The organism is Roseateles sp. P5_E8 (assembly GCF_054177665.1).
In genome coordinates this window covers 1-1711 of the sequence record NZ_JBGCUM010000128.1, presented here as the reverse complement: position 1 = coordinate 1711, position 1711 = coordinate 1, and the positions used below count along the sequence as shown (strand labels likewise).

General features: G+C 74.7%; 1 protein-coding gene. It reads left to right on the top strand.

The genetic code is table 11. From position 1 onward, the window contains the following. Positions 1-1620, top strand: a 1620-nt coding sequence (locus ACXRVZ_RS27560) for a hypothetical protein (RefSeq protein WP_458233123.1), incomplete at its 5' end; no start/stop codon positions are given. Positions 1621-1711 lie beyond the last annotated feature (91 nt).

Genomic DNA, 1711 nt, shown 5'->3' with positions numbered 1-1711 from the left:
CTCTGGGCGCATGGCGAGCAGTGGCTGGCCACGCCACGCTATGCGCTGATCGCCGCGCTGCTCTACGCACCCATCAAGCTGCTGCACGAGCTGGCCCACGGCCTGGCCGTACGCCGCTGGGGCGGCCAGTCGCACGAGGCCGGCGTGACGCTGATGCTGGGCCTGCCCATGCCCTATGTCGATGCCTCGGCAGCGGCCGCCTTCGTGCGCCGCCGCGAGCGGGTGCTGGTCGGCGCGGCCGGCCTGCTGGCCGAGATGCTGCTGGCAGCGGCAGCGCTGCCGCTGTGGCTGTGGCTGGACGACGGCCTGGCGCGCGACGCCGCCTTCGTCACGCTGGTGATCGCCGGCGTCTCCACGCTGCTCTTCAACGCCAACCCGCTGCAGCGGCTGGACGGCTACTTCATCGCCAGCGACCTGCTCGACCTGCCCAACCTCGCGCCGCGCAGCCGCGCGTGGTGGCTGGCGCTGCTGCAGCGCCGCCTGCTCGGCCTGCGCGACATGGAGCCCATGGCCGTGGCGCGCGGCGAGGCCCGCTGGCTGGCGGCCTATGCGCCGCTGTCCTGGCTCTACGGGTTGGGCCTGGCGGCGCTGGCGCTGGTGTGGCTGGGCCAGTTGTCCCTGGCGCTGGGCCTGCTGGGCGCTGCGCTACTGGGCTGGCAACTGCTGCTGCGGCCCGCCGTGCGGCTGCTCAAGCAACTGCGGCAGGCCGCGCTGGCAGGCGCCGGCACGGCACGGCGCTGGCGCTTCATCGCCCTGGGCGGCACCGCGCTGCTGGCGCTGGCGCTGGGCGTGCCGGTGCCCCAGGGCGTGCTGGTGCAGGGCGTCATCTGGCCGGCGGACCGGGCGCAGCTGCGCGCCGACGAAGACGGTTTCGTGCACGCCGTGCACGTGGCGGACGGCGCCGTCGTCGAGGCGGGCGAGCTGATCCTGGAGCTGGCCAACCCCGGCCTCTCCGCCCGGCTCGAACGGCAGCAGGCGCGGGTCGACGCGCTGGAAACCGAGCTGTTCAACGCCCTGCCCGGCGAAGGTGCCGGCAAGGGCAATGCGAGCGCCGAGTTGGACGCAGCGCAGGCCGAACTCGTGCGCCTGACCGAGCGCGTCGCCGCGCTGGACGTGCGCGCGGGCAGCGCCGGCCGCGTCGCGCTGCCGAACGCGGGCGACCTGGCCGGCCAGTTCGCCAAACGCGGCCGGCTGTTCGGGCAGATCCTCGGCAACGAGCCCGGCTTGGCACGCCTGGCGCTGCCGGAGGCCGAGGCGCACACGCTTCAGCAGGCGCAGGCAGCGGTCAGCGTGCGCCTGGCCAGCGACCGCAGCCTCGCCCTGCCGGGCACGCTGTTGCGCAACAGCCTGGCGGCAACGCTGCAGCTGCCCAGCGCCGCCCTCAGCACGCGGCACGGCGGCAGCATCCCGACCGACCCCAAGGAAGGCGACGACCTCAAGCCGCTGYAACCCGTCGTGCTGCTGGATGTGCAGCTCGACAGCCGCGCGGACGCGGGCGGCGTGGCGCGCATCGGCGAACGCGCCTGGGTGCGCTTTGATGCTGGCCTGGCGCCGCTCGCGCTGCAATGGGCGCGCGGCCTGCAGCGCGTGGTGCTGACGCGCTTCAACCCGCAGTTCTGAGCATGGCCATCGCCCTGCCTCACCTGCTGCCCGTGCCCGGGCCGGTGTGGGGCGACTGCCCCATGCGCGCTGCCGACGACCGCGCGCCACC